The organism is Streptomyces sp. NPDC001002, assembly GCF_053599215.1.
Map to the genome: position 1 here is coordinate 1 of NZ_JBSFLV010000148.1, position 22251 is coordinate 22251.

General features: G+C 70.7%; 25 protein-coding genes. 15 read left to right on the top strand and 10 right to left on the bottom strand.

The genetic code is table 11. The features are described 5' to 3' along the window. Positions 1 to 1347, top strand: a 1347-nt coding sequence (locus tag ACWDR3_RS39455; RefSeq protein WP_450357421.1) for a glycoside hydrolase family 3 protein, incomplete at its 5' end; no start/stop codon positions are given. Between the two features lie 121 nt (positions 1348 to 1468). Here the strand turns inward: ACWDR3_RS39455 and nagB are convergent. Then, positions 1469 to 2254 carry a glucosamine-6-phosphate deaminase gene (nagB, locus tag ACWDR3_RS39460; protein WP_450357422.1) on the bottom strand — a complete coding sequence of 262 codons (786 nt, stop codon included), beginning with the start codon at positions 2252 to 2254 and terminating at the stop codon, positions 1469 to 1471. A 227-nt stretch (positions 2255 to 2481) separates the two neighbouring features. On the opposite strand from nagB, the gene ACWDR3_RS39465 reads away from it, so the two are divergent. Both ACWDR3_RS39465 and ACWDR3_RS39470 read left to right on the top strand, forming a co-directional pair. Continuing rightward, a complete protein-coding gene (locus ACWDR3_RS39465) occupies positions 2482 to 3555 on the top strand; it encodes an SIS domain-containing protein (protein ID WP_450357423.1) in 1074 nt (357 codons plus the stop codon). 366 nt (positions 3556 to 3921) lie between these two features. Then, entirely contained in the window at positions 3922 to 5388 is a 1467-nt protein-coding gene (locus tag ACWDR3_RS39470) for a PAS domain-containing sensor histidine kinase (RefSeq protein WP_450357442.1), read from the top strand. Between the two features lie 174 nt (positions 5389 to 5562). Here the strand turns inward: ACWDR3_RS39470 and ACWDR3_RS39475 are convergent, their stop codons facing one another. Together ACWDR3_RS39475 and ACWDR3_RS39480 are read right to left on the bottom strand one after the other, a co-directional pair. Beyond that, positions 5563 to 5820 carry a WhiB family transcriptional regulator gene (locus tag ACWDR3_RS39475; protein ID WP_010353616.1) on the bottom strand — a complete coding sequence of 86 codons (258 nt, stop codon included), beginning with the start codon at positions 5818 to 5820 and terminating at the stop codon, positions 5563 to 5565. Positions 5821 to 6139: 319 nt separating this feature from the next. Beyond that, positions 6140 to 7108 (bottom strand): diacylglycerol/lipid kinase family protein, encoded by a 969-nt coding sequence (locus ACWDR3_RS39480; protein ID WP_450357424.1) that lies wholly within the window; start codon positions 7106 to 7108, stop codon positions 6140 to 6142. Positions 7109 to 7267: 159 nt separating this feature from the next. Here ACWDR3_RS39480 and ACWDR3_RS39485 point away from each other — a divergent pair, with 159 nt between their 5' ends. Beyond that, entirely contained in the window at positions 7268 to 7717 is a 450-nt protein-coding gene (locus tag ACWDR3_RS39485; RefSeq protein WP_450357425.1) for a hypothetical protein, read from the top strand. A gap of 39 nt (positions 7718 to 7756) precedes the next feature. Here the strand turns inward: ACWDR3_RS39485 and ACWDR3_RS39490 are convergent, their stop codons facing one another. The 3 genes from ACWDR3_RS39490 to ACWDR3_RS39500 all read right to left on the bottom strand — a co-directional run bounded on the left by ACWDR3_RS39490 (position 7757) and on the right by ACWDR3_RS39500 (position 9825). After that, complete coding sequence (locus tag ACWDR3_RS39490; protein ID WP_450357426.1) at positions 7757 to 8893, bottom strand: RNA polymerase sigma factor SigF; 1137 nt, start codon at positions 8891 to 8893, stop codon at positions 7757 to 7759. Then, positions 8890 to 9303, bottom strand: coding sequence for an ATP-binding protein (locus ACWDR3_RS39495; RefSeq protein ID WP_030784224.1), 414 nt, complete (start codon positions 9301 to 9303; stop codon positions 8890 to 8892). The genes ACWDR3_RS39490 and ACWDR3_RS39495 overlap by 4 nt, the downstream gene beginning before the upstream one ends. Before the next feature lie 261 nt (positions 9304 to 9564). After that, positions 9565 to 9825 (bottom strand): UBP-type zinc finger domain-containing protein, encoded by a 261-nt coding sequence (locus ACWDR3_RS39500; RefSeq protein ID WP_123997823.1) that lies wholly within the window; start codon positions 9823 to 9825, stop codon positions 9565 to 9567. Between the two features lie 63 nt (positions 9826 to 9888). Between ACWDR3_RS39500 and ACWDR3_RS39505 the strand changes: the two genes are divergently transcribed. Together ACWDR3_RS39505 and ACWDR3_RS39510 are read left to right on the top strand one after the other, a co-directional pair. After that, the gene (locus tag ACWDR3_RS39505) at positions 9889 to 11484 is read left to right on the top strand and encodes a Na+/H+ antiporter (RefSeq protein WP_450357427.1); all 1596 of its coding nucleotides are present in this window, start codon (positions 9889 to 9891) and stop codon (positions 11482 to 11484) included. A 133-nt stretch (positions 11485 to 11617) separates the two neighbouring features. Further along, positions 11618 to 12115 carry a hypothetical protein gene (locus ACWDR3_RS39510; RefSeq protein ID WP_450357428.1) on the top strand — a complete coding sequence of 166 codons (498 nt, stop codon included), beginning with the start codon at positions 11618 to 11620 and terminating at the stop codon, positions 12113 to 12115. Here ACWDR3_RS39510 and ACWDR3_RS39515 read toward each other — a convergent pair. After that, on the bottom strand, positions 12093 to 13013 hold the full coding sequence (locus ACWDR3_RS39515; RefSeq protein WP_450357429.1) for a 1-aminocyclopropane-1-carboxylate deaminase/D-cysteine desulfhydrase: 921 nt from the start codon (positions 13011 to 13013) through the stop codon (positions 12093 to 12095). The two genes, ACWDR3_RS39510 and ACWDR3_RS39515, sit on opposite strands and share 23 nt — an antisense overlap. A gap of 210 nt (positions 13014 to 13223) precedes the next feature. Here ACWDR3_RS39515 and ACWDR3_RS39520 point away from each other — a divergent pair, with 210 nt between their 5' ends. The 8 genes from ACWDR3_RS39520 (at position 13224) to ACWDR3_RS39555 (ending at position 19356) form a co-directional block, all read left to right on the top strand. Next, entirely contained in the window at positions 13224 to 14630 is a 1407-nt protein-coding gene (locus ACWDR3_RS39520; RefSeq protein WP_450357430.1) for a family 2B encapsulin nanocompartment shell protein, read from the top strand. 113 nt (positions 14631 to 14743) lie between these two features. Beyond that, positions 14744 to 15835 carry a family 2 encapsulin nanocompartment cargo protein polyprenyl transferase gene (locus ACWDR3_RS39525; protein WP_450357431.1) on the top strand — a complete coding sequence of 364 codons (1092 nt, stop codon included), beginning with the start codon at positions 14744 to 14746 and terminating at the stop codon, positions 15833 to 15835. 320 nt (positions 15836 to 16155) lie between these two features. Beyond that, the gene (locus tag ACWDR3_RS39530) at positions 16156 to 16758 is read left to right on the top strand and encodes a GNAT family N-acetyltransferase (protein WP_450357432.1); all 603 of its coding nucleotides are present in this window, start codon (positions 16156 to 16158) and stop codon (positions 16756 to 16758) included. Between the two features lie 57 nt (positions 16759 to 16815). Beyond that, entirely contained in the window at positions 16816 to 16992 is a 177-nt protein-coding gene (locus tag ACWDR3_RS39535; RefSeq protein ID WP_450357433.1) for a hypothetical protein, read from the top strand. 94 nt (positions 16993 to 17086) lie between these two features. Next, positions 17087 to 17500 (top strand): YciI family protein, encoded by a 414-nt coding sequence (locus ACWDR3_RS39540; protein WP_450357434.1) that lies wholly within the window; start codon positions 17087 to 17089, stop codon positions 17498 to 17500. A gap of 5 nt (positions 17501 to 17505) precedes the next feature. Continuing rightward, positions 17506 to 18723 carry an RNA polymerase sigma factor gene (locus ACWDR3_RS39545; protein ID WP_450357435.1) on the top strand — a complete coding sequence of 406 codons (1218 nt, stop codon included), beginning with the start codon at positions 17506 to 17508 and terminating at the stop codon, positions 18721 to 18723. 61 nt (positions 18724 to 18784) lie between these two features. Continuing rightward, positions 18785 to 19102: a DUF952 domain-containing protein gene (locus ACWDR3_RS39550; protein ID WP_450357436.1), complete on the top strand. Its 318-nt coding sequence runs from the start codon at positions 18785 to 18787 to the stop codon at positions 19100 to 19102. Then, positions 19099 to 19356, top strand: a complete 258-nt coding sequence (locus ACWDR3_RS39555; RefSeq protein WP_450357437.1) for a hypothetical protein — start codon at positions 19099 to 19101, stop codon at positions 19354 to 19356. The genes ACWDR3_RS39550 and ACWDR3_RS39555 overlap by 4 nt, the downstream gene beginning before the upstream one ends. Here the strand turns inward: ACWDR3_RS39555 and ACWDR3_RS39560 are convergent. From ACWDR3_RS39560 to ACWDR3_RS39570, 3 genes are read right to left on the bottom strand one after another with little or no spacing between them, the layout of a single operon-like run. After that, positions 19340 to 20104, bottom strand: coding sequence for a VOC family protein (locus ACWDR3_RS39560; protein WP_450357438.1), 765 nt, complete (start codon positions 20102 to 20104; stop codon positions 19340 to 19342). The genes ACWDR3_RS39555 and ACWDR3_RS39560 overlap by 17 nt on opposite strands. Beyond that, positions 20101 to 20514, bottom strand: coding sequence for a VOC family protein (locus ACWDR3_RS39565; RefSeq protein ID WP_450357439.1), 414 nt, complete (start codon positions 20512 to 20514; stop codon positions 20101 to 20103). The genes ACWDR3_RS39560 and ACWDR3_RS39565 overlap by 4 nt, the downstream gene beginning before the upstream one ends. 23 nt (positions 20515 to 20537) lie before the next feature. After that, the gene (locus tag ACWDR3_RS39570; protein WP_450357440.1) at positions 20538 to 20930 is read right to left on the bottom strand and encodes a helix-turn-helix transcriptional regulator; all 393 of its coding nucleotides are present in this window, start codon (positions 20928 to 20930) and stop codon (positions 20538 to 20540) included. 102 nt (positions 20931 to 21032) lie between these two features. Here ACWDR3_RS39570 and ACWDR3_RS39575 point away from each other — a divergent pair, with 102 nt between their 5' ends. Then, positions 21033 to 22187, top strand: a complete 1155-nt coding sequence (locus tag ACWDR3_RS39575) for an anion permease (RefSeq protein ID WP_450357441.1) — start codon at positions 21033 to 21035, stop codon at positions 22185 to 22187. Positions 22188 to 22251: the final 64 nt, after the last annotated feature.

Genomic DNA, 22251 nt, shown 5'->3' on the forward strand with positions numbered 1-22251 from the left:
ATCGCCACCCCCGAGCAAGTCACCGCGCTGACGGCCCAGTTGCGCGCCGAACGCGACGACGTGCTCGTGGCGATCGACGAAGAGGGCGGCGACGTCACCCGCCTCGAAGTGCGCACCGGCTCCTCCTACCCCGGCAACCTCGCGCTCGGCGCGGTGGACGACGTCACGTTGACCCGGGAGGTGGCCTACGACATGGGCCGCCGGCTCGCGGCCTGCGGGGTCAACCTCGACTGGGCCCCGTCGGCCGACGTCAACTCCAACCCGTCCAACCCGGTGATCGGCGTACGCGCCTTCGGCGCCGACACCGCGCTGGTCGCCCGGCACACGGCCGCCTACGTCACCGGGCTCCAGGCCGCCGGCGTAGCCGCCTGCACCAAGCACTTCCCCGGCCACGGCGACACGGCCGTCGACTCCCACCACGCGATGCCGAGGGTGGACGTATCGGCGGAGGTACTGGCGGACCGCGACCTCTCCCCGTTCCGAGCCGCGATCGCAGCGGGCAGCCGGGCGATCATGAGCGCCCACATCCTGGTCCCGGCGCTGGACCCGGACCTCCCCGCCACCCTCTCCCGCCGCATCCTGACCGAGCTGCTGCGCACCGAACTCGGCTACACCGGCCTGATCGTCACCGACGGCATCGAGATGCAGGCCATCGCCGCCGCCTACGGCATCGAACGCGGCAGCGTCCTGGCCATCGCGGCCGGCGCCGACGCGATCTGCGTGGGGGGCGGCCACAGCGACGAGGAGACGGTGAGCCGCCTGCGCGACGCCCTGGTCGCGGCCGTACGCTCCGGCGAACTCCCCGAGGAACGCCTGGCGGACGCGGCGGAACGGGTCCGCGAGCTGGCCCACTGGACGGCGACAACGGCAACGACAGAGCCGTACGCCTCCGACGCTGACGAGGTAGGCCTGGTCGCCGCCCGCCGAGCGGTACGAGTCACCGCGGCCCCGGACACCGCGTTCACCCCGCTCACCGAGGCGCCCTACGTGGCCCTCCTCACCCCGGTCCCGAACATCGCGGTCGGCGACCACACCCCGTGGGGCGTAGGGGCCCAACTCCCCCGCCTGCTCCCGGGCACGGAAACGGACAACTACTCCGGCGAGAACGCGGGCGAGACGATCCTGACGACGGCAGGCTCTCGCCGCATCGTCGCGGTGGTCCGGGACGAACATCGCCACGGCTGGATGGCGTCCACTCTCGACACGCTGCTCGCGGCCCGCCCCGACACGGTCATCGTGGAAATGGGCGTCCCCATGTCCCCGCCGCGAGGCGCCCTGCACGTGGCAACTCACGGAGCGGCAAGGGTCTGCGGCCAGGCGGCGGCGGAGATCATCGCGGGTTCGTAAGAGGTTTTTGGTTTTTAGGGGCGCGGGGCTGTATCGATTTGCGGCTCCGCCGCGTGGGCGCGACCAGCCGCAACGGTCGCGCACCCCGCACTCAACAGAACCAGGCAGACGAATCCGCGCCTTAAATCCCTTGCCAAGCAGGCTTGTTGACGAAGGTATGCCGGAAATAGTCCGCCAACTTCAACTTGGAAGCGGCTCCTTCATCGACGACAACCGTCGCATGCCGGTGGAACTGCAAGGCTGACGCAGGACAAACCGCAGCAACCGGACCCTCCACAGTCGCCGCCACCGCATCCGCCTTGCCCTCCCCAGTCGCCAGCAACACCAAATGCCGCGCCTCAAGAATCGTGCCGATCCCCTGAGTGATCACGTGATGCGGCACCTGATCGATGTCCCCGTCAAAGAACCGCGCGTTGTCCACCCGAGTCTGCTCGGTCAACGTCTTGATCCGCGTACGCGAAGCAAGCGAGGAACAGGGCTCGTTGAACCCGATATGCCCATCGGTCCCGATCCCGAGCACCTGCAGATCGACACCGCCGGCCTCGGCCAGCGCGAGGTCGTACGCCTCACAGGCCCCCTGCACATCGGCGGCCGTCCCGTCCGGCCCCATGAACGCGTCCATGGAGATCCCCAACGGCTCCAGCACCTCACGCCGCAGCACCGAGCGATACGACTCCGGATGCTCGGCGGCCAGCCCCACGTACTCGTCGAGCTGAGCGACCCGCGCCCGCGAGGCGTCCACGTCACCGGAGCGCACCTTGGCCGTCAACGCCTCGTAGATGGGCAACGGCGTCGAGCCCGTGGCCACGCCGAGCAGGGCGTCCGGCTTGCGCCGCAGCAGCTGTGCCATGGCCTCGGCGATGAGCTCGCCGCCCGACTTGGCGTCCGGAACGATGACAACTTCCACGCTGGGCCTGCCGATCTGAAGAGAGCCATGTGGTTTAGACCAATAATGAGGCCAATCTAACAGAATCGGGTGCTGCCTCCCAGGTGGAACCTGCTGTTCTCCCAGGTGGGCCCGCGGCACCCGCGCACCACCCGCTGGCACCCGCATTCCACTCGGAGGACAGGCATCATTCGCCGTGGGGGAGTGAAATGAGCCCCGCCCGCACACAGCCCGCCCGGAGGAACTCCATGACCACCGCCACCACATCGGACCCCTCGCGCGACCTCCCGGGCGGGATCATGGCCCGAGAGATGGCCGAACAGCCCACCGTGCTGCGCCGCATCCTCGCCGAGGGTGCCCCCGGCATCCGCCAGGTCGCCCGGGAGATCGCCGCCCGCAACCCCCGCTTCGTCCTGCTCACCGCCCGCGGCACCTCCGACAACGCGGCCCTCTACGCCAAGTACCTCCTGGAGATCCGCCTCGGCCTGCCCTGCGGACTCACCTCGATGTCGACCACCACGGCCTACGGCGCCCAGCCCGACCTCACCGGCGTCCTGGTCGTCACCGTCAGCCAGTCCGGCGGGTCCCCGGACCTGGTCGCCTCGACCCGCGCCGCCCGCGAGGCCGGCGCGATCACGCTGGCCGTCACCAACAACCCCGACTCACCGCTGGCCGGCGTGTCCGAGTACCACATCGACATCCTGGCCGGACCGGAGAAGGCGCTCCCCGCCACCAAGACGTACACGGCCTCCCTGCTCGCGCTCTACCTCTTCGTCGAGGGCCTGCGCGACGGCGACGGAGCCCCCGCCCAGGTACTCCCCGACCTCGCCGAGCAGCTCCTCGCCCGGCAGGACGAGATCCGCGCCCTGGCCGGCCGCTACCGCTTCGCCGAGCGCATGGTCATCACCTCGCGCGGCTACGGCTACCCCACGGCCAAGGAGGCGGCCCTGAAGCTGATGGAGACCAGCTACATCCCCGCCCTCTCCTACTCCGGCGCCGACCTCCTGCACGGCCCCCTCGCCATGGTCGACAACGTCTCCCCGGTCATCGCGGTCGTCACCGACGGCAAGGGCGGCGAGGCCCTCCAGCCCGTCCTGGACCGGCTGCGCGGCCGCGGCGCCGACCTGGTCGTCATCGGCCCCAAGAGCCAGGTCGAGCAGGCCTCGGCCGGTTTCGTACTGCCCACCGAGGGCGTGGCCGAGGAGGTCCAGCCCATCCTGGAGATCCTCCCGCTCCAGCTCCTGGCCTACGAGGTGACCATCGCCCGCGGCCAGGACCCGGACGCGCCCCGCGCCCTGGCGAAGGTGACGGAGACCCGCTGAGATCGCTTCGCCGACCACCCCCGCACGGGAACCCCCACGGGTTAGGCTGCCGTCGGGGAAATAACAACAATCAACAGGCTTCAACGCATGGACACGCAGAGTGGTCTAGTCCAGAATTGAAGCGCTGTACGCACAGTCGCGAGACTTCCGCCTTCCCCGCACAGGAAGGCGGACCGAGGAACCGGAGCTCTCTGCCCTGACTGCCCCGGATCCTCACCCTTCGGCCGACCGGGATCGCACACCCCACGGCCGTTGTTGCTCCGGGCTGCGGTGCCGGGAGGGTTGAGGGTCCCTCCCAGGCGCCGCGGCCCGCGGGTGTTTTTACGCCCCTCACATACCCCCAGGTACGCTCGCCACGTGCCCTCCATGAACGAACTGGTCCGCCAGCACACCGCACTCGACGACTCCGACCTCGAGTGGCTGCATCTGCTGGTCTCGGAGTGGCAGCTGCTCTCCGACCTCTCCTTCGCCGACCTGGTCCTGTGGGTGCCCACCCGCGACGGCACGCGCTATGTCTCCGTCGCCCAGATGCGCCCCAACACCGGCCCCACGTCCTACCACGACGACATGGTCGGCCACCTCGTCCCGCGCGGCCGCCGCCCCATGCTGGACGCGGCCCTGGACGAGGGCCGGATCGTGCGCGAGGGCGACCCGGAGTGGCGCGAGGAGGTCCCGGTCCGGGTCGAGTCGATCCCCGTACGACGGGAGGGGCGCGTCCTGGGTGTCATCGCCCGCAACACCAACCTGCTGACCGTGCGCACCCCGAGCCGCCTGGAGCTGACGTACCTCCAGAGCGCCTCGGACCTCGCGCAGATGATCGCGGCCGGCGCCTTCCCGTTCGCGAACCAGCAGATGGACATGGATGCCGCGCCCCGCGTCGGCGACGGTCTGATCCGCCTCGACGCGGACGGCATCGTCCAGTACGCCTCACCGAACGCGCTGTCGGCGTACCACCGCATGGGCCTCGCCTCCGACCTGGTCGGCCAGCACCTCGGCCGGACCACCGCCGAACTCGCGCCGACCCGGGGGCCGGTGGACGAGGCGCTCGCCAAGGTGGCCAGCGGCTGGGCGCCGCGCGAGTTCGAGATCGAGGCGCGTGACGGGGTCATCCAGTTCCGTGCCATCCCGCTCAAACCCAAGGGCACGCGCATCGGTTCGCTGGTCCTGCTCCGTGACGTCACCGAACTGCGCCGCCGCGAGCGGGAGTTGATCACCAAGGACGCCACCATCCGGGAGATCCACCACCGGGTGAAGAACAACCTCCAGACGGTCGCCGCCCTCCTGCGCCTGCAGGCCCGGCGCATCGAGTCGGACCGCGGCCGGGAGGCCCTGGAGGAGGCGGTGCGGCGGGTGGGTTCGATCGCGATCGTGCACGAGACGCTCTCCCAGAACCTGGACGAGCGCGTGGAGTTCGACGAGATCGCCGACCGCGTCCTCGCGATGGTGGCCGAGATCTCACCGGGCAAGGTGGCCGGCCGGCGCAGCGGCCGCTTCGGCATCCTGGACGCCGAGGTCGCCACCCCGCTGTCGATGGTCCTGACGGAGATCCTGCAGAACGCCCTCGAACACGGCTTCCGTGAGGGCGAGACCGGCACGGTCGAGGTGTCGGCCGTCCGCGGCGGCACCAGCAAGGACGCCCGTCTCCTGGTCACCGTCCAGGACGACGGCGTCGGTCTGCCCGAGGGCTTCGACCCGCACACCGACGGCAACCTGGGCCTGCAGATCGTACGGACCCTGGTGGAGGGCGAGTTGGGCGGCACGTTCGACATGGTCCCGGCGCCGGAGCGGGGGACCCGGGTGATCCTGGACGTGCCGGTGGAAGCTCACAAGTAGTCAACTCCCGGAACAGCAAAGGGCCCCGGACCTTGTGCGGTCCGGGGCCAGTGCTCGTTGCTGCTCGTTCGCAAAGCGTAAGCGCATCGGGGGTACTGCGCGCTGCGGCTCGGGGGCGGGAGATGCGTACTCGCTGTACGCGCCGCCAAGCTCAGGCTTGTGGGGCGGGTGTTGTCAGGCGGTTGCCTGACGGGCCCGGTTGCGGGCGGCACGGCGCTTCATCGCGCGACGCTCGTCCTCGCTGAGACCACCCCAGACGCCGGAGTCCTGACCGGACTCGAGCGCCCACTGCAGACACTGATCCATAACGGGGCAGCGACGGCAGACGGCCTTGGCTTCCTCGATCTGCAGCAGCGCAGGACCGGTGTTGCCGATGGGGAAGAAGAGCTCGGGGTCTTCCTCGCGGCAAACGGCGTTGTGACGCCAGTCCATGGCTGCTACCTCTCCTTGGTATTACGTGCGGGTTGCTTGTGAATGTGAACGCTTTCACGAATCCCTCAACAAGTGAAGGGCCGAACGCCAGGTTCGCTGGCGGGGTCCTGTGGATTGAAGAGGGGTTCCGGTGATCCGTGGAGGCCGGTGTTGCGGGCCGTCTCGATCGCCACGTAGAGACTCGCAAACCTCAGCGGCGGATACAACCCCTTCTGGAAAGTTTTTTTTGATTCCTCGGTGTCGACTAGGTCACAGCCGTACTTCCATGGGGTGGACCCTGGCCTAAACGTTCGAGTGAAAGGACTTCAGCCCTTTCTGCTCACACAATCACACGCAGTGCACGGCGTACGCCTGTGAACGTCACGCTCGTGCGCAGTCCGAGGTGGTCGCCGTCCATCTGAAGGGGTAGAGGGACCTTCGAATGCAAGGTGAACTGGTCCAGGTCGTGCAGGGTGACCGCGTGCTTGCCGTGGGCTCCGCGTTCGGGGGACGAAGTGAGCAATTGTGTGGCATACCGGGCGGCGGAGACCGTGGACATGCGGCTGAGGCCGAGTACGTCGAGCCCGGTATCGAACGAAGCCTTAGGCGTTGCGTACACCGGACGATTACCCAGATACGTCCACGGTGAGGTATTGCAGATTATGGATGCCACCAGATCGGTCACCGGTTCGGCGTCGGGCCGCTCCAGCGTGATCGTGCCGTGCCGACGGTTGGGCTCCTGGATGAACTGGCGTGCGACCTGGCGCAGGTAAAGGGCGTGCGTGGATTTCTTGCCCCGCTCGCGCTGTTGCTCGACCCGGCCGACCACGCCCGCGTCGAAACCGAGCCCCGCGCAGAAGGTGAACCAGCGCGAGGGCACCGCCTCGTCCTCGGTGCCCGGGGTGCCGGCGGCCAGACCCATGCCGACCGTCCGTTCACTGCCCTCACGCAGGGCGTCGAGCAGGGCGCCGGTCGCCTCGACGGCGTCGTTGGGCAGCCCCAGGGCGCGGGCGAAGACATTGGTCGAGCCACCGGGGACCACGGCGAGGCGGGGCAGACCGTTGGGGTTGGGTCCCGCGTGCAGCAGGCCGTTGACCACCTCGTTGACCGTGCCGTCGCCGCCGAGGGCGACCACCAGGTCGATGTCGTCGCTGTCCGCCGCCTGCCGGCCCAGGTCGCGCGCGTGGCCGCGGTACTCGGTGGTGACCGCTTCCAGCTTCATCTCGCTCGCGAGTGCATGAATCAGGACATCGCGCGTACGTGCGCTTGTGGTGGTTGCCGCCGGATTGACCACGAGAAGTGCACGCATGAGTTGCAGCGTACCTACTGGGTGGTACTCGGCACAGGTCGAGTAGGGATCAGGTAAGAGCAGGGGACGTGAGCCTCACCACGGCGGACTCCCGTCGGGGTCGCGGCGGACGGTCCGGCCCCCTCCGGCCGGCGCCGCCCCCGGGACTACCCTTCAGGGGTGACCAGTGAGCAGACTCCCACCGCTTCGGACAGCACCGACCCGCGCCCGCGCCGCCTGACCTACGCCGCCGCGCTCGCCGGTCTTGAGGGGATCGCGTTGGCCGTCGGGGGCCTGTGGATGCTCGTGGAGGGCCTGACCGGCGACCCCGACGACCGCGGGTCCGCCGTCACCGGCGGCATCACCCTGGTCGTCCTCGCACTGCTGCCGCTGCTCGCCGCGCGCGGGCTGCTGCTGCGCCGCGGCTGGAGCCGGGGCCCCGCCGTCATCACGCAGATCATGGCGCTGCCGGTCGCCTACACCCTGCTCCAGGCCGACAGCGTGGCCATCCCGGCCGGGATCGCACTCGCCGTCGTCGCCGTGGCCGCGCTGGTACTGCTGATCAACCCGGAGACGAACCGGGCCCTCGGAATCCGGGGACCCGGCGGCGCACAGGGCGACCAGAAGTAGACCTGCCCGACTCGCCCAGGCTCATCGGCTGTTTCCGGCCTACTCCTCGACGAGCAGCTTCTCCCGCAGCTGCGCCAGCGTGCGCGCCAGCAGCCGGGAGACGTGCATCTGTGAGATGCCGACCTCCTGGGCGATCTGCGACTGCGTCATGTTGCCGAAGAACCGCAGCAGCAGGATCCGCTTCTCGCGCGGCGGGAGGTCCTCCAGCAGCGGCTTGAGGGACTCGCGGTACTCGACGCCCTCCAGGGCCTCGTCCTCCGCGCCCAGGGTGTCCGCGACGGCCGGGGACTCGTCGTCGGTGTCGGGGACGTCCAGGGACAGCGTGGAGTACGCGTTGGCCGACTCCAGGCCCTCCAGGACCTCTTCCTCCGAGATGCCCAGCTTCTCGGCCAGCTCGTGGACCGTGGGGGAGCGACCGTGCAGCTGCGAGAGCTCCGCGGTCGCCGTGGTCAGCGACAGCCGCAGCTCCTGGAGCCTGCGCGGGACGCGGACCGCCCAGCCCTTGTCGCGGAAGTGCCGCTTGATCTCGCCGACGACCGTCGGGGTCGCGTACGTCGAGAACTCGACGCCGCGCTCCGGGTCGAAGCGGTCGACCGACTTGATCAGGCCGATGGTGGCGACCTGGGTGAGGTCGTCCAGCGGCTCGCCGCGGTTGCGGAAGCGGCGGGCGAGGTGCTCGACGAGCGGCAGGTGCATACGGACCAGCCGGTTGCGCAGGTCCGCGTACTCCGGGCTGCCGTCCTTCAGCGTGCGCAGCTCGATGAAGAGCAGACGCGCTCCGCTGCGGTCCTGTGGGTCGTGCCGTGTGGCCTGCTGGACGCTGGGAGCGCCCTGTTGGACGCTCGGCGCGCCCTGCCCGTCGGCCTCGGGGTTTCGCTCGTGCTCGCTCATCGTCCCGCCCGTTGTCCTTCTCCGAGCGCCGGCCGCCGGACGGAGCGGGGGGATCCCGGTCCGTCCGTCCACGGGCGCGCTCTGCACGGCACCTTCCCGATCCCGCGGTCCGTCCGGGGAAGCGGTCTCCGAGGAGTCCTCCTCCGGATGCGGCCGGGCCTGCTCGGGGATGCCGGCCATACCGTCGATGCCGTCACCAATGCGTCGGGACCCGCCTGTGCCCTCGGCCGGCAGCTCCCGTGTGCCGCGCTCTTCGTCCCGCACCGGCCCGTCCCCTGTCCTCACGCCGGCCCGGGTCCCGCGCCGCGCTGTTTGTAGAGGCTGATCGAAACGGTTTTGTCGTCGTCCACGGCGGAGGAGACCTTGCCTGCCAGGGCGGACAGGACGGTCCAGGCGAAGGTGTCGCGCGCGGGGGCGTGACCGTCCGTGGTCGGCGCCGAGACGGTCACCTCCAACGAGTCGTCGACAAGCCGGAAGACACAACTGAGCACCGAGCCGGGCACGGCCTGCTGGAGCAGGATCGCGCAGGCCTCGTCCACCGCGATGCGCAGGTCCTCGATCTCGTCGAGGGTGAAGTCCAAACGGGCCGCGAGGCCGGCCGTGGCCGTACGCAGCACCGACAGGTAGGCACCCGCAGCCGGCAGCCGGACTTCCACGAAGTCCTGGGTCGCGGGCTCGCCTGCGATCTGGGACACCCTCACCTCCAAGGTGGTACAAGCATTTCAGGGCCGAGGGTCGCCCCCCGGGGTAACGCGACGTGTGCTTCAGCGGTGACGCTATCGCGCTCCGAACTTTCCTGTCCCCAGGACCCCAACCCCTTGCTGTCACTCATAGTAAACCTTCGGATACGCTCCGTGGCTAGGGGGTCGGCGGGCCCAATTGGGAAGAGCGCGCGCCGGGTTGACGTACCCAGACGTCAGACCCTCGAACCGTCGGTGAAGCGGAGTCGTGCCGCGTCACACGAGCACATGGTCCACGAAGCACCAACGCCAGCTCTCACCGGGTTCGAAGGTCCGCATGATCGGATGACCGGAATCCTTGTGGTGCTCGGTCGCGTGCCGTCCCGGAGACGAGTCGCAGCAGCCGACATGGCCGCAGGTGAGGCACAGCCGGAGCTGGACCGGGTGCGTACCGTCCCGTAGACACTCGGGGCAGGTCTCATTGAGCGGTCCGGGTTCCGGGTGCGGCAGCGCGTCGGCATGCGTGCACTGTTTCATGATTGCCAGATTACGACGGCTGTGCGGATGACCGCGCGGAAAACCAGAGGGCGGGCGAGGACGATGGACGTGATGCCACTGCTGTTGCTGGTGGCGGGCAGCGCCGCGGTGGCCGCGGCGGCGCGGCGCACACCGGTGCCGGCGCCGCTGCTGCTGGTCGCGGCGGGCCTGTTGGTCTCCTACGTCCCAGGAGTGCCGGAGTACACCCTCGATCCTGACGTAGTACTGCCGCTCGTGCTCCCGCCGCTGCTCTACACCTCGGCCACCGACAGCTCCTACCTCGACCTGCGCGCGCAACTGCGGCCGGTAGCGCTGCTGTCGGTCGGGTACGTGCTCTTCGCGACCTTCATGGTCGGCTGGGCCGCCTACCAGATCGTGCCGGGGCTGCCGTTGACCGCGGCACTGGTGCTGGGCGCGGTGGTGGCGCCGCCGGACGCGGTCGCGGCCACGGCGGTCGCGCGCCGGGTCGGACTGCCCTCCCGGGTCACCACGATCCTGCAGGGCGAGTCCCTGGTGAACGACGCCACCGCGATCACCGCCTACCGGGTCGCGGTCGCCGCCGCGGTCGGCGAGGGCGCGACCTGGGCGGGCGGGATCGGCGAGTTCCTGCTGGCGGCCGTGGGCGGCGTGGGCATCGGCCTGATCCTGATGGTGCCGCTCCACTGGCTGCGCACCCACCTCAAGGAGGCGCTGCTCCAGAACACGCTCTCCCTGCTGATCCCGTTCGTCGCGTACGCGGTCGCCGAGCAGGTGCACGCCTCCGGTGTGCTCGCCGTGGTCGTCGTCGCGCTCTACCTGGGCCACCGCAACTGGGAGGTCGACTTCGCCACCCGCCTCCAGGAGGAGGCCGTATGGAAGATGGTGGCATTCGTCCTGGAATCAGCGGTTTTCGCCCTGATCGGCCTGCAACTCCCCGTGGTCCTCAAGGGCCTTGGCGCCTACGAGGGCGGGAGGGCCGCCTGGTACGCGGTCGCCGTCTTCCTCGTGGTCGTCGCCTCCCGCTTCATCTGGGTCTATCCGGCGACCTTCCTGCCCCGCATCCTTTCGGCCAGAATCCGCAGACGCGAGGAGAACCCCACCTGGAAGGCGCCGTTCGTCATCGGCTGGGCCGGCATGCGGGGCGTGGTCTCGCTGGCGATCGCCTTCTCGATCCCGGAACACATGCACAACGGCGAGGACTTCCCCGGCCGCAACCTCATCCTCTTCCTGACCTTCACGACGGTCATCGGCACCCTCGTCGTCCAGGGCGTCACCCTGCCCCCGCTGATCCGCCTCCTGAAGCTCCCCGGCCGCGACACCCAGGCCGAGACCCTCGCCGAGGCCAACGCCCAGGCACAGGCCTCACGCGTCGCCGAACGGCGCCTGGACGAACTCCTCGCCGACGAGAGCAACGCGCTCCCACCACCCCTCGCCGACCGCCTCCGCTCGGCCCTGGAACGCCGCCGCAACGCGGTCTGGGAACGCCTCGGCCAGGTCAACCCCATCACCGGCGAATCCGTCGACGACACCTACCGCCGCCTCTCCCGAGAAATGATCAGCGCCGAACGCGCGATGTTCGTCCGCCTCCGGGACGGCCGCTACATCGACGACGAGATGCTGCGCACCATGCTCCGCAGACTGGACTTGGAGGAGGCAGCGGCTTTCCGCGAGGCGGCGTGAGGCTCCGCCGGAAGCGCGGGGAGGGGCGGTCGACAGTTCCCGGCGATCGAGGGCGATCGAAGGCGCTCGACAGGGATCGATGGCCATCGAAATCTGGATGCGCCGGACCACTGGGCGATCGCATACTCGCCGCATGACTCTGCCCGCCGGCCGCTTCCGGGACCCGCGCAGCACCGTCGACGACTTTCTCGGCTCGATCATGGTGCGCTGTCCCGGCTGCGCGAAGGTCGCGCGGGTGGTTGCGGAGCCAGGGATCCCCGACCCCCAGGTCTGGGTGGGGCACAGGCCGCGCCGTCTGGTCTGCCGCGGGTGTGGGCTGTCACGGGTATGGAGCGGCCGTGATGTCCAACTGCCCCGCGGCGCGGACGGTCCCGTGACGGATCCGTACTTCGACCTGCCGCTCTGGCTCCAGATCGAGACCCGGCACGGGTGGTTGTGGGCGTACGACCTCGAACACCTCGACCTGATCAGCCGTTTCGTCCAGGCGCGGCTTCGGGAGCGGGCGCCCTGGTACGACACCGGACAGAAGATGACGCTGGTGGCTCGTCTGCCGGTGTGGATCAAGCGGGCGAAGAACCGGGACGACGTCCTGCGTGCCGTAGGCCGGCTCAGGGAAACGGCCGCCCCGTGACCACCGCCGCCACCGTCGTCCCGCGTGGGAACGCGCCTTCCCCGGCGAGGACGACAAGTCCGTACAGCAACTTGGCGACATAAAGGCGCTCGACCGCCAGCCCGTGCCGTTCCTCGAAGTCCTCCGCGAACGCGTCCAGTTCGGGGGACACGCGTGCGTAGCCGCCGAAGTGGAAGCGGTCGTCGAGGGTCCAGGTGCCGTGGAGGCCGCCGAAGGCCGCGTGTTGCAGGGAGCGTATGTCGTCGGCCAGGAAGCCGCCCTTGAGGACCGGGACGCCCAGGGCGTGTTGGTCGGGGGCGAGGCCCGCCGCCAGGCCCGCCAGGGTGCCGCCGGTGCCGCAGGGGACGGCGACGACGTCCGCGTGGCCGCGCAGTTCCTCGCCCAGGGCCCGACAGCCGCGTACCGCCTCGGTGTTGCTGCCGCCCTCCGGGATCACGTAGGCGTCCGACGCGCCGGCCTCGTGCAGCACGCGCGCGAGGGTGTCGGGGTCGGTCTTGTGGCGGTAGGTCGATCTGTCGACGAAGTGCAGTCGCATGCCGTCGGTCGTGCAGCGGGTGAGGGAAGGGTTGAGGGGGCGGTCGGCGAGTTCCTGGCCGCGGACCACACCGATCGTGGACAGGCCGAGCAGGCGGCCCGCGGCGGCCGTGGCCCGGAGGTGGTTGGAGTACGCGCCGCCGAAGGTGACCACGGTGCGGCCGGACGCGGCGGTGAGGTTGGGGGCGAGTTTGCGCCACTTGTTGCCGATCAGCTCCGGGTGGATCAGGTCGTCCCGCTTGAGGAGGAGGCGGACGCCGTGGCGTGCGAACCGCTCGTCCGCCAACTCCTGGAGAGGGGAGGGGAGTCGGGGGTGCAGGGCGGCCGCCAGGTCGGAGGCGGCGGGGTTGTCGGAGCCGGTCACCCGGCCATTGTCCCGGCCGTGGGGCGGTCCCGCTCGTTCGGTGTTCGACGTGCCGATCGACTATGCGTCCGACTCTTCCCAGCCGCTGGTGATCCATTCCCGCTCTTTCGTGTAATAGCACCGGCACGCTCCGTGATGGAAGGGTTGCCCGTGCACATCGATGCTCCGGCGCTGATCGGCGCCGGTGCAGACCGGGAGGGCAATACTCATATGTCGGTAGGCGAAGAGGTCCGTACGGAGCAGGGCAAGCCGCAGCAGAGTCTCGGCACGGCTGCCGCGCGGAACCTGGCCACCACGACCAAGTCCGCGCCGCAGATGCAGGAGATCAGCTCGCGCTGGCTGCTGCGCATGCTGCCGTGGGTGAACGTCCAGGGCGGTACGTACCGGGTGAACCGGCGACTGAGTTATGCCGTGGGGGACGGACGTGTCACATTCGTGAAGACGGGGGACCGGGTCGAGGTCATCCCCGCCGAGCTGGGCGAACTGCCGGTCCTGCGCTCCTACGAGGACGAGGAGGTGCTCGCCGAACTCGCCCAGCGCTGCCGGCAGCGGGAGATCGCGGCGGGCGAGGTGATCGCCGAGTTCGGCAGCCCGACCGACGAGGTCTACCTGCTGGCGCACGGCCGGGTCGAGAAGATCGGCCAGGGCCCTTACGGTGACGACGCGGTGCTCGGCGTGCTCGCCGACGGCGCCTACTTCGGCGAGGCGGCCCTGCTGGGCCCGGACGCCATCTGGGAGTGCACGGCCCGCGCGGTCACCGCCTGCACGGTGCTGACGCTGACCCGCTCGGACGTCGAGATGGTCGCCGAGCGCTCCGACTCCCTGCGCGAGCACCTCCAGCACGCGCGCTCGATCCCGGAGCAGCGCACCAACAAGTTCGGCGAGAAGGAGGTCGACCTCGCGGCCGGCCACTCCGGCGAGCCGGACATCCCGCACACCTTCGTCGACTACGACGCCCGGCCGCGCGAGTACGAGCTGAGCATCGCGCAGACCGTCCTGCGCATCCACTCGCGCGTGGCCGACCTCTACAACCAGCCGATGAACCAGACCGAGCAGCAGCTGCGGCTGACGGTCGAGGCCCTGAAGGAGCGCCAGGAGCACGAGCTCGTCAACAACCGCGAGTTCGGACTGCTCAACAACTGCGAGTACGACCAGCGCCTCCAGCCGCACGACGGCGTGCCAGGACCCGACGACCTGGACGAGCTGCTCACCCGGCGCCGCGGCACCAAGCTGCTGCTCGCCCACCCGCGCGCGATCTCCGCGTTCGGCCGCGAGCTGAACAAGCGCGGACTGGTCCCGGAGACCATCGAGGTGGCCGGAAACCGCATCCCGACCTGGCGCGGGGTGCCGATCTACCCGTGCAACAAGATCCCGGTCAGCGAGGCCCGTACGACCTCGATCATCGCGATGCGCACCGGCGAGGCCGAGCAGGGCGTGATCGGTCTGCAGCAGGCCGGCATCCCGGACGAGATCGAGCCGAGCCTGTCCGTGCGCTTCATGGGCATCAACGAACAGGCGATCATCAACTACCTGGTGACGGCGTACTACTCGGCCGCGGTCCTGGTGCCGGACGCGCTCGGCGTACTGGAGAACGTCGAGATCGGCCGCTGGAGGTGACGTTTCTGCACCTCCGGGCCGTGTCCGCGCCGGTCGGAGAGGGTAGATCTCGGTCGTACGCGCCCAGCGGAAGCGGAAGCTCCACCGTCCGCGGACTGACCGAGGGAGATCCCATGGCCGAGTTCAGGACGGCGGAGCAACAGGCGGGGGCGGAGCGGCCGTCCGCCCCGGCACCGCCGCTCGACGGGCACGAGGCGGCGGCGATCCTGGAGCGCACCCGGGCGTCGGTCGACCCCGAACTGCGCGCCGCCATCGACTCGTTGCCCGGCTCCATGCGCCGGATCGCGCTCTACCACTTCGGCTGGGAGCACGCGGACGGCACACCGGCGGCGGGCAGCGCGGGCAAGGCGATCCGCCCGGCGCTGGTCCTCACCGCGGCCGCCGCACTCGGCGGACCGAGGGCGCCGGCAGCGGCCGTACGGGCGGCCGCGGCGGTGGAGTTGGTGCACAACTTCACGCTGCTGCACGACGACGTCATGGACCGCGACACCACCCGCAGGCACCGGCCCACCGCGTGGACCGTGTTCGGCGACGCCGACGCGATCCTCGCCGGGGACGCCCTGCAGGCGCTGGCCCTGGGGCTGCTCGCCGAGGACCCGCATCCGGCGTCCTCGGCGGCCGCCGCCCGACTCGCGGCCTGTGTCGTCGAGTTGTGCGCGGGACAGCACGCGGACACGGCGCTGGAGAGCCGGCACCCCGGCGAGGTCACCCTCGACGAGGTGCTGACCATGGCCGAGGCCAAGACGGGCGCCCTGCTGGGGTGCGCGTGCGCCCTGGGCGCGCTGTACGCGGGGGCGTCGGACGACGACGTCGAGGCGCTGGACGCGTTCGGCCGCCAGGCCGGGCTCGCCTTCCAGCTGATCGACGACGTCATCGGCATATGGGGCGACCCGAAGCGCACCGGCAAGCCGGCCGGGGCGGATCTGGCCGTCCGCAAGAAGTCCCTGCCCGTCGTCGCCGCGCTCACCTCGGACACCCCGGCGGCGAGCGAGCTGGCCCGGCTGTACGAACTCCCTTACGCCAAGGAGGATCTGGAGCGCACGGTGCTGGCCGTGGAGCGGGCCGGCGGACGCGACTGGGCGCAGGTCCAGGCGGCCGACCGGATGGCCCGCGCGATGGACGAACTGGCCCGGGCGGTCGCCGACCCGGAGGCGGCGGGCGGCCTGCTGGCCCTCGCGGAGTTCGTCACCCGGCGCAGCAGTTGAGCCGGAGGACGGACACCGGGCGGCCACCGGACAGATAGCCGAGGCAGGTTCTGGGCAGGTATCCGGACCCCGGACCCGATTCACCGATCGTGCGGCTCCTGACCCCGCGCGCTCGGCGTCGGCTCCGGTCCGGGCGGGTCCCGCACATCCCCACGGTGTGCGGGGCCCGCCCTTGTACGTACACCTCCCGGTCCGCACGCCCCGCACACCCTCCGCCCACACCCTCCCGCTCTCGCACACGCACTCGATAGGGTCAACGCCGTTACGGACAAGGCCGGTTGGTCCGGCCGGGCGGCTTGAGACGAGGGGTGGGGCGATCCATGGGCGTGGTGATCCGGACGGCGGGCGAGGGCGACCGGGAGCTGGTGGTGCGGCTGCTGGACGAGGCCTTCCAGGAGGATCCGGTCAGCACCTGGGTCTTTCCCGGCGAGGAGTACCGCCGTACGACCCATCACCGGCTGATGGCCGCCTTCACGGACATCGTGTTCGCGGAGGGGCGGATCGACATCGCCGAGGACGGTGCCGCGTGCGCGCTGTGGATGTCCGTACCCGTGGGGGAGCACGCCGACGCCGAGGGCGAGGACGACGGTCCCGTCCAGCTGCGCGCCGCCGTCGACCCGGACAACGAGCGCGTCGAGCTGATCGGCCGGCTGACGCAGGACATCCACCCCACCGACCGCCCCCACGAATACCTCTGGATGATCGGCGTCGTACCGGGGCGCCAGGGCGAGGGCCTCGGGGGCGCGCTCATCGGTCACGTCCTCGACCGCTGCGACCGCGAGGGCCTGCACGCGTACCTGGAGGCGAGCAGCGACCGCAGCCGCGCCCTGTACGAACGCCTCGGCTTCGCGCTCACCGGCCGCCCCCTCGACCTGCCCGGCGGCCCCCAGATGTGGCCGATGTGGCGCGAGCCCCGGATCTGAGGCGAGTCCGGCCGCACGGCGTGCGCGCGCGGGCGCCGGCCGTCCTACGCTGAGGGCATGGACAGCTCAGAGCACGTCTGTCCGGCCTGCGGACAGCCTGTGGAGACGGTGGTCCGGCGCTACAAGACGCTGGGCGCGTGGGTCCCGCGCTGGGTGGCGGGACCCTGCAAGAACCCGAAGTGCGAGACCTTCCTGGACCGGGAGGAAGAATCCCCGGAAAAAATTCCCAAGTAGTTTCCCCGTCCCTGTCGAGAACCCGGATCCGGCTCCGACGTCCCCCGTGAGAAGCCGCCCACAGCCGGGCGGCGCGAGCCGAAGGAGCGGACTCATGAAGTACCTGGTCATGGTGCAGGGCACACAGGCGGAGTACGACGGCATGCAGGGCAAGCCCACCCCGGGCTGCCCGGCCTGGAGCGAGGCCGACATGCAGGCGATGTTCGCCTACATGGGCGCCATCAACGACGACCTCTCCGAATCGGGTGAGTTCATCGACGCGCAGGGCCTGTCCGAACCGGCGAAGACCCGCCTTGTGGCGCTCGGCGACGACGGCAAGGCCGTGATCACCGACGGGCCGTACAGCGAGACCAAGGAGCTGATGGCCGGCTACTGGGTCCTGGACTGCGCGAGCCTGGAGCGCGTCACGGAGATCGCCGAACGCGTCACCCGCTGCCCCCAGCCCGCCGATGCCGTCAAGCGCGCGGTGGTCATCCGGCCCATCCCGGACGGCTCCGGGGACGTCTGAGCCGGATGCGCGACACCACCGGGACCACCGGCATCGAGGACCTGCTGCGCCTGCACGCGCCGCAGGTCCTCGGCGCGCTGGTGCGCCGGTACGGCCATTTCGACGCGGCCGAGGACGCCGTACAGGAGGCGCTGCTCGCGGCGGCCGGGCAGTGGCCGGCGGCGGGCGTGCCGGACAATCCGCGCGGCTGGCTGATCAAGGTCGCCTCGCGGCGGCTGACGGACGCGCTGCGCGCCGACGAGGCCCGCCGGGCGCGCGAGGAGAAGGCGGTGGCCCTCGAACCGCGCCCGCCGCTCACCGCGGAGGACCGGGCCCCGCGCGAGGACGACACCCTCTCGCTGCTCTTCCTGTGCTGCCACCCCGATCTGTCCCCGCCCGCCCAGATCGCGCTCACCCTGCGCGCGGTCGGCGGCCTGACCACCGCCGAGATCGCCCGCGCCCACCTGGTCCCCGAGCCGACGATGGCCCAGCGCATCAGCCGGGCCAAGGCGAAGGTGCGCGGCAGGCGCTTCGGGCGCCCGGACAACTGGCCCAGTCGGCTGCCCGCCGTCCTGCACACCCTCTACCTGATCTTCAACGAGGGCTACACGGCGACCTCCGGTACGAGCCTGCAGCGCCGTGAGCTGTCCGGCGAGGCGATCCGGCTGACCCGGACCGTCCACCGGCTGCTGCCCGAGGACGGCGAGGTGGCCGGACTGCTCGCCCTGATGCTGCTCACCGACGCCCGCCGCGAGGCCCGCACCGGCCCGCACGGCGAACTCGTCCCGCTCGACGAACAGGACCGCGACCGCTGGGACAAGGCCGCGATCGAGGAGGGCGTCGCGCTCGTGACGGGCGCGCTGGCCAGGGGACCGGCCGGGCCCTACCAGGTGCGCGCGGCCGTCGCCGCCCTGCACGACGAGGCACCGGACGCGGCGGCCACCGACTGGTACCAGATCCTCGGTCTGTACGAGGTGCTGGTCCGTCTGGTCCCCGGCCCCGTCGAGCGCCTCAACCGTGCCGTCGCCGTCGCGATGGTCGACGGCCCGCACGCCGGACTCGCCGAACTCACCGTGCTGGAAGGGGAGTTGGGCCACCGCCCGGACGCGGTGCGCGGACATCTCCTGGAGCGGGCGGGCGCGTACGAGGAAGCCCGGGCCGCCTACGAGTCGGCCGCCGGGCAGACCCTGAGCCTGCCCGAGCAGCGGTATCTGCGGGCGCGGGCGGCGAGGCTGGGGCCGTGACGTGTAGGGGGTCGGGACCGTGCTGTGTCGGGGTCGGGGCTGTGCCCCGTAACGTGACCCCATGCCCGAGCCGATCCTGCACCTGACCGAACGCGCCCTCTGGGACGCCGCCCGCTCGACGGGCACGTACGAGATCTCGACGCGTGGCCGGACCCTCCAGGAGGAGGGCTTCGTCCACTGCTCGACCCGCGCCCAACTCCCGCGCACCGCAGCCGCGTTCTTCGCCGATCTGGACGACCTGGTGGTCCTCGTCGTCGACCCCGACCTGCTCGACGTGCCCGTCAAGTACGAGGCTGCCACGCCCGGCGGTGAGGAGTTCCCGCACGTGTACGGGCCGATCCCGGTGGCCGCGGTCGTCGACGTGGAGCCGTGGACGTGACCGGCTTACCGCGCCGTCGGGTGTGGCGCCGGGCCCTGCTGGTGTGGGCGGTCGTCGTGGTCCTCGGGGGCGGACTGACGTTCCTGCTGCGCGACGCGGCGGAGTCGGCGTCGCAGGTCGGGCCGAGGGAGAGCAGCCCGAGCCCGTCGCTGCCGGAGGGCTGGGAGAGCCTGTGCCCGCAGGTCACGGAGACCGCCGAGCGGGACGGGAACGGTGAGGCAGGCGTCCTGTGCTTCATCAGGACCCGGCCGTAGCGGTCCCCCTCGGCAGTCCGCCCGTCTCCGGGTCGCGGCCGGTCAGGCAGTACAGGCCGCCCGTCGGGTCGCGCAGTACCGTCCAGTGGGTGGCGCGGGACACCAACTCGGCGCCCAGGCGCTCGTGTTCGGCCTGGGTGGCGTCGATGTCGGCGCAGGCGAGGTCCAGATGGGCGGAGGCCGGCCGCTCCTCGTCGAGGCGTTGCAGGAGGATGCGGATCGGCAGGCCGGCCGGCGGCTTGAGGACGTGGAACTCGGGGCGCGAGCCGGGCAGTGACTGCCAGTCGGCCAACAGGGCGCTCCAGAAGGCGACTTCGGCGTCGAAGACGGACGGCGCGAGGTCGAGGCACACCTGGTCGAGGCGGCTGCCGCGTACGACGGGGGGCCGGGTCGACTCCCCGTGCCACCGCACGGCGCAGAACAACTGCCCACCGGGCGACCGCAGTACGGCCAGCATCGTGCCGTGATCGGCGACCAGTTCCGCGCCCAGCCCGAGCGCCGACTTCGCGAACTGCCCCACGTCCCGCACCGCGAGGTCCGGATGCGCACCGCCCGGACCCGAGGAGACCCCCTGCGCCTTGACGCAGGCGTCCGCCCCGTCGTGCAGGAGAGTCGTGAACTCCTTGTTCTCGCCGCGGGGTTCGGAGAGCCGCGTGTCGGTGACGGCCGTCCAGAACGCGCAGGCGGGCCCGAGGAGTTCGTACGGCCGGTCCACGAACGCGTAGGTCCACAGGACCTGTCGGCTCATCCCTTCCGCTCCATGAACCGCAGCATGTTCCCCGCCGGGTCCCGGAACGCGCAGTCACGGACTCCGTAGGGCATGTCCGTCGGCTCCTGGAGCACCTCCGCGCCGGACTCCTGGACGCGCGCGAAGAGGGCGTCGCAGTCCTCGGTGGTGAAGTTGACCCCGCGCAGCATGCCCTTGGCCAGCAGCTGCTCCATCGCCTCGCGGTCGGCCGGGGAGAGGTCCGGGTTGGCCGCGGGCGGCTCCAGGACGATCGACACGTCCGGTTGCAGCGGCGACCCGACGGTCACCCAGCGCATCCCCTCGTACTTGACGTCGTTGCGGATCTCCAGGCCCAGGACGTCGCAGTAGAAGGTGACAGCCTTGTCGTGGTCGTCGACGGCGATGAAACAGTTGCTCAGTTTCAGGTCCATGGGTCCAACCTAAGGTCGATACGTCACGTCCGTCGCGGGCGTGTGTACGCCCGCACCACGCAGGGCGGGATCTCCGCGCTCTCCTCGTGCGAGCGGGCCCGGTAGGAGCTCGGCGTCTCGCCCACCAGCTCGGTGAAGCGGGCGCTGAAGGAGCCCAGCGAGGTGCAGCCGACCGCCATGCAGACCTCGGTGACCGTGAGGTCCCCGCGGCGCAGCAGCGTCTTGGCGCGCTCGACCCGGCGGGTCATGAGGTAGCCGTACGGGGTCTCGCCGTAGGCGGCGCGGAAGCTGCGCTGGAAGTGGCCCGGTGACATCAGGGCGGTGCTCGCGAGGGCGGTCACATCGAGGGGCTCGGCGTACTCGCGGTCCATCCGGTCGCGAGCCTGCCGCAGTCGCACCAGGTCGTCGAGGTTCACCTCGTCAGGATCGCACGATCCTCACGGCACGGGCGCTGGGTCCTGAACCTGCCTTTGCCTTGAGTTCGCCTGCTGTACGGAAGCGCTTGTTCCCATAAAGGAATGGACCACATCACGTTCCTCGTGGCCGTCGTCATCGTCACGGCCCTGGCCTTCGACTTCACCAACGGATTCCACGACACCGCGAACGCGATGGCCACCTCCATCGCCACCGGTGCCCTCAAGCCGAAAACCGCCGTGCTCATCAGCGGTGTGCTCAACATCGTCGGCGCCTTCCTGTCGACGGAGGTCGCCAAGACGATCTCCGGCGGCATAGTGGACGACACCCTGGTCACTCCGGGGATGATCTTCGCCGGGCTCATCGGTGCGATCCTGTGGAACCTGATGACCTGGCTGGTCGGCCTGCCGTCCAGTTCCTCGCACGCGCTGTTCGGCGGTCTGATCGGTGCCGTGTGGGTCGGCGCGGGGGCCGACGGCGTCCACTTCGACAAGGTGGTCGAGAAGATCCTGATCCCCGCCGTCGCCTCGCCGATCGTGGCGGGCGTCGCGGCCCTGATCGCGACCTTCCTGGCGTACAAGCTCACCACCCGCGCACGCAAGGACTCGGTGACCAAGGGCTTCCGGCTCGGCCAGATCGCCTCGGCCTCGCTGGTCTCGCTCGCCCACGGCACCAACGACGCCCAGAAGACGATGGGCGTCATCACCCTGACCCTGATCTCGGCGGGCGCCCTCGGACACGACGCCGGCCCGCCGGTGTGGGTCATCGCGTGCGCCGGTGTCGCCATCGGCCTGGGCACCTACCTCGGCGGCTGGCGCATCATCCGCACCATGGGCAAGGGCCTCACCGAGATCCAGTCCCCGCAGGGCTTCGCCGCGGAGACGGCCTCCACGACCGTCATCCTCACCTCGGCCCACCTCGGCTTCGCGCTGTCCACCACGCAGGTCGCCTCCGGCAGCATCCTCGGCGCGGGCCTGGGCCGGCGTCTCGCGGAGGTCCGCTGGGGCGTCGCCGGCCGCATGGCCGCCGCCTGGCTGATCACCCTGCCGTGCGCGGCCCTGGTCGGCGGCATCTCGGCCGCCGCGGTCAAGCACGGGGGCAACTTCGGCACGGTCGTCGTCGCGCTGGTCGGTGCCGCCGTCGCCGCCGGCATCGTCGTCCTCTCGCGCCGCAACCCGGTGCACGCCGACAACGTCAACGACCACCACGAGGTCGCCGTCCGCACCCCGGCACCGACCCACGTCGGCACCGCCGCCTGAGCGAGGGAGACTCGACATGGATTTGGACTGGAACGCACTCGGCCAGGTCGCCGCGGTGAGCATC

Excerpts from the sequence above, each read along its gene's own strand:
- ACWDR3_RS39545 (WP_450357435.1), top strand. The coding sequence starts at position 17,506 with ATGCGCGACACCACCGGGACCACCGGCATCGAGGACCTGCTGCGCCTG.
- ACWDR3_RS39560 (WP_450357438.1), bottom strand. The coding sequence starts at position 20,104 with ATGAGCCGACAGGTCCTGTGGACCTACGCGTTCGTGGACCGGCCGTAC.
- ACWDR3_RS39505 (WP_450357427.1), top strand. The coding sequence starts at position 9,889 with ATGGACGTGATGCCACTGCTGTTGCTGGTGGCGGGCAGCGCCGCGGTG.
- ACWDR3_RS39550 (WP_450357436.1), top strand. The coding sequence starts at position 18,785 with ATGCCCGAGCCGATCCTGCACCTGACCGAACGCGCCCTCTGGGACGCC.
- ACWDR3_RS39575 (WP_450357441.1), top strand. The coding sequence starts at position 21,033 with ATGGACCACATCACGTTCCTCGTGGCCGTCGTCATCGTCACGGCCCTG.
- ACWDR3_RS39565 (WP_450357439.1), bottom strand. The coding sequence starts at position 20,514 with ATGGACCTGAAACTGAGCAACTGTTTCATCGCCGTCGACGACCACGAC.
- ACWDR3_RS39520 (WP_450357430.1), top strand. The coding sequence starts at position 13,224 with ATGTCGGTAGGCGAAGAGGTCCGTACGGAGCAGGGCAAGCCGCAGCAG.
- ACWDR3_RS39470 (WP_450357442.1), top strand. The coding sequence starts at position 3,922 with ATGAACGAACTGGTCCGCCAGCACACCGCACTCGACGACTCCGACCTC.
- ACWDR3_RS39480 (WP_450357424.1), bottom strand. The coding sequence starts at position 7,108 with ATGCGTGCACTTCTCGTGGTCAATCCGGCGGCAACCACCACAAGCGCA.
- ACWDR3_RS39465 (WP_450357423.1), top strand. The coding sequence starts at position 2,482 with ATGACCACCGCCACCACATCGGACCCCTCGCGCGACCTCCCGGGCGGG.
- ACWDR3_RS39510 (WP_450357428.1), top strand. The coding sequence starts at position 11,618 with ATGACTCTGCCCGCCGGCCGCTTCCGGGACCCGCGCAGCACCGTCGAC.
- ACWDR3_RS39530 (WP_450357432.1), top strand. The coding sequence starts at position 16,156 with ATGGGCGTGGTGATCCGGACGGCGGGCGAGGGCGACCGGGAGCTGGTG.
- ACWDR3_RS39525 (WP_450357431.1), top strand. The coding sequence starts at position 14,744 with ATGGCCGAGTTCAGGACGGCGGAGCAACAGGCGGGGGCGGAGCGGCCG.
- ACWDR3_RS39475 (WP_010353616.1), bottom strand. The coding sequence starts at position 5,820 with ATGGACTGGCGTCACAACGCCGTTTGCCGCGAGGAAGACCCCGAGCTC.
- ACWDR3_RS39540 (WP_450357434.1), top strand. The coding sequence starts at position 17,087 with ATGAAGTACCTGGTCATGGTGCAGGGCACACAGGCGGAGTACGACGGC.
- ACWDR3_RS39500 (WP_123997823.1), bottom strand. The coding sequence starts at position 9,825 with ATGAAACAGTGCACGCATGCCGACGCGCTGCCGCACCCGGAACCCGGA.
- ACWDR3_RS39535 (WP_450357433.1), top strand. The coding sequence starts at position 16,816 with ATGGACAGCTCAGAGCACGTCTGTCCGGCCTGCGGACAGCCTGTGGAG.